The 2,268-nt window shown below is 42.8% G+C and carries 4 protein-coding genes; 3 read left to right on the top strand and 1 reads right to left on the bottom strand.

What is annotated here, in order from left to right; translation table 11 throughout:
* Positions 1 to 812 precede the first annotated feature (812 nt).
* The 3 genes from L6773_RS21130 to L6773_RS21975 are packed head-to-tail and all read left to right on the top strand — an operon-like array spanning position 813 to position 1,542.
* Positions 813 to 1,061, top strand: a complete 249-nt coding sequence (locus L6773_RS21130; protein ID WP_237856661.1) for a UPF0175 family protein — start codon at positions 813 to 815, stop codon at positions 1,059 to 1,061.
* A 5-nt stretch (positions 1,062 to 1,066) separates the two neighbouring features.
* A complete protein-coding gene (locus L6773_RS21125; protein ID WP_237856660.1) occupies positions 1,067 to 1,243 on the top strand; it encodes a PIN domain-containing protein in 177 nt (58 codons plus the stop codon).
* Complete coding sequence (locus L6773_RS21975; RefSeq protein ID WP_500809310.1) at positions 1,243 to 1,542, top strand: PIN domain-containing protein; 300 nt, start codon at positions 1,243 to 1,245, stop codon at positions 1,540 to 1,542. The genes L6773_RS21125 and L6773_RS21975 overlap by 1 nt, the downstream gene beginning before the upstream one ends.
* A 74-nt stretch (positions 1,543 to 1,616) precedes the next feature.
* Here L6773_RS21975 and L6773_RS21555 read toward each other — a convergent pair whose 3' ends face one another.
* The gene (locus tag L6773_RS21555; protein ID WP_255727826.1) at positions 1,617 to 1,742 is read right to left on the bottom strand and encodes a hypothetical protein; all 126 of its coding nucleotides are present in this window, start codon (positions 1,740 to 1,742) and stop codon (positions 1,617 to 1,619) included.
* Between the last annotated feature and the right edge of the window lie 526 nt (positions 1,743 to 2,268).

The raw sequence follows: 2,268 nt of genomic DNA, 5'->3' as shown, positions 1-2,268 counted from the left end.
TACCTTTTTTCACACAAAAAAGGTACTACCCTTTAACTTGAGGATTTGGCAAAATGTTAGATGAAAGATCACACGGATCAATGAATGGAAGCTGGTCAACTACGCTAAAGAGAAGCTTCGATGACCAAGGTCAACTACGCTAAAGCTTCGATGACCAAGGTCAACTACGCTATCATTTCCATTATCAATTCGTTTATTCATGAAAAGCTTCGATGGCCAAGGTCAACTACGCTAAAGCTTCGATGACCAGGGAGCTTGGGAACGAGTTAATAGACCGGAAAAAGGGCACAAGTGAACACTTACGCCAGTTGGGCTTTGAAACGAGTAAAAGTACCTGAAAATTGGGCACAAGTGAAACTGCGCTGAAGACTTGCACCAGGTTGAGAATGATTATTGAGCTTTCAATAGAACTTTTAATGTGGTTAAAGCCAACTCCTATCTTCTACTTCTCCCCGTCAGTTAAAACTGACGGTAATAGATTGTTTCTGCTCTTAATTGAGTAAGTGGGCCATAAGTGAGTCAACTACGCCAGAAGGCTTCGTTGACCGAGGACGTTTCGCTGAACCTTGCGCCAGATGGGGGACTTGGGAACGAGTAATAAGCCGATGCCGTAGGTGAGATATCCGTCTTTTAAGCTGGGTACTGTTGGTACCAACGGTATAGAACCCCTGAAACGATCGAGGGTTTAGACAGTGGATGGCCTTTAGAATGGCATCTGTTCATTTCAGTTATATTTTTATTTAAACATATAGTAAGATTGTTATATTTATCAATCATTAACAATAGCATCGGTATCTCTAAGTTTAAATAGAATGAGCTATAGAATAACACTGGATATACCTGAAGAATCATTTTCAGCTTTGCGACAAAATCCAGATGATTTTGCCAAAGAATTACTGCATGCCGCTTTAAGCAAGTGGTACGAACAAGGATTGATCTCACAGTCTAAAGCAACTGAAATATCTCAGTTATCCAGGCAGGAATTTTTGGAGGTGCTAAAGAAATATAATGTATCTCCATTTCAGTATACGCCGGATGAGCTTGAGAAAGAAATTCAATAATTAAAATGATGCATCTTGTATGCAATGCTTCACTCCTGATTTTCCTGGCCAAAATCGATCTGATTCACCTATTGCCCCGAATAAGTGACAATTTGATTGTTCCCAGTGGAGTTTATGATGAAATTGTGGGACAAAAAGATGCTGCCAGCGAATGGATTGAGAAGAATAAAAAAAATACGTAATAGAGGTAGGATCCATTCCTAAGATTATTGAGTCATGGGATCTTGGTAAAGGTGAAACGGAGGTTATAGCTCATGCTTATTCAAAAAAAGGTCTAAAAGTAGCACTGGATGACAAAGCAGCCCGAAATTGTGCGACGAGTGTGGGAGTTGATGTTATTGGGACGATTGGTCTTATTTTAGTAGCTGGTAAGAATGGATATGTAGACGATTCGACAACCTATCTTGAAAAGTTGAGGGAAACTGGTTTTAGAATTAGCGATCATCTGTATAAACACGCTATTTATTTGGCTCAGAAATGAAATCACATCATAGTCATCGGATGAATGAACCGGCTATGACCGGAAGGCCCCCGAAAATACACAACCGATGACTCTCACACAGACGCCCCAACAGCCATCCCGTGCCACGACCAGGTCTGCTCACCGAGCTCGATAGTGTAGGTAATATCTCCGTCTCTTGTTATGGAATGATCGGTAACAAGAGTTGGGAGAGGATGCATTGCACGTGTGCAATCATACCCCGAAAGGGTAGCATAACTCAGCCTCAACTACGCCTAGCCTGCTCAACGAAGTTTTAACGTAGTTGAGGCTTCGTAGAGTAAACCGCGGCAAAAACAGGAACAATGTGAACGGTTTGCAGCCGTGGGTTTAGTGAGAGCATCAAAAAACCCCGAGGCGGTGGATATTGAAAAAGCTTGATTAGAAAAGAGGGGTAGTACAAAAAATGATGAATGGATTCCTAACCGTTGGAATGGAAGCTGGAGCTTCCGATTGGCGTTCCCAAGCAAGAGCTTGGGAACGAGTAAGGTCTGGATTCTGGATTGCACCTGTGCAATCTCACACACCCCAACGGGGTGACATAACATAGCCCACGGCAAAAACAGGGGTGAAACGACCTGTTTGCAGCCGTGGGATAAACGGAGGCATCAGGAAAACCCCGAGGCGATGGGTATTGAAAAAGCTTGATTGGAATCGAGGGGTGGTGCGAAAAATGATGAATGGATTCCTATCCGTTGGAATGGAAGC

Origin of the sequence: Rhodohalobacter sulfatireducens, from assembly GCF_022012475.1 — a bacterium.
GTDB classification, from domain to species: Bacteria; Bacteroidota; Rhodothermia; order Balneolales; family Balneolaceae; genus Rhodohalobacter; species Rhodohalobacter sulfatireducens.
This window is presented reverse-complemented; position numbering and strand designations above follow the sequence as displayed.

Coding starts and splice junctions, on each gene's coding strand:
- L6773_RS21130 (WP_237856661.1), top strand. CDS start 813: ATGAGCTATAGAATAACACTGGATATACCTGAAGAATCATTTTCAGCT.
- L6773_RS21555 (WP_255727826.1), bottom strand. CDS start 1,742: ATGCATCCTCTCCCAACTCTTGTTACCGATCATTCCATAACAAGAGAC.
- L6773_RS21125 (WP_237856660.1), top strand. CDS start 1,067: ATGATGCATCTTGTATGCAATGCTTCACTCCTGATTTTCCTGGCCAAA.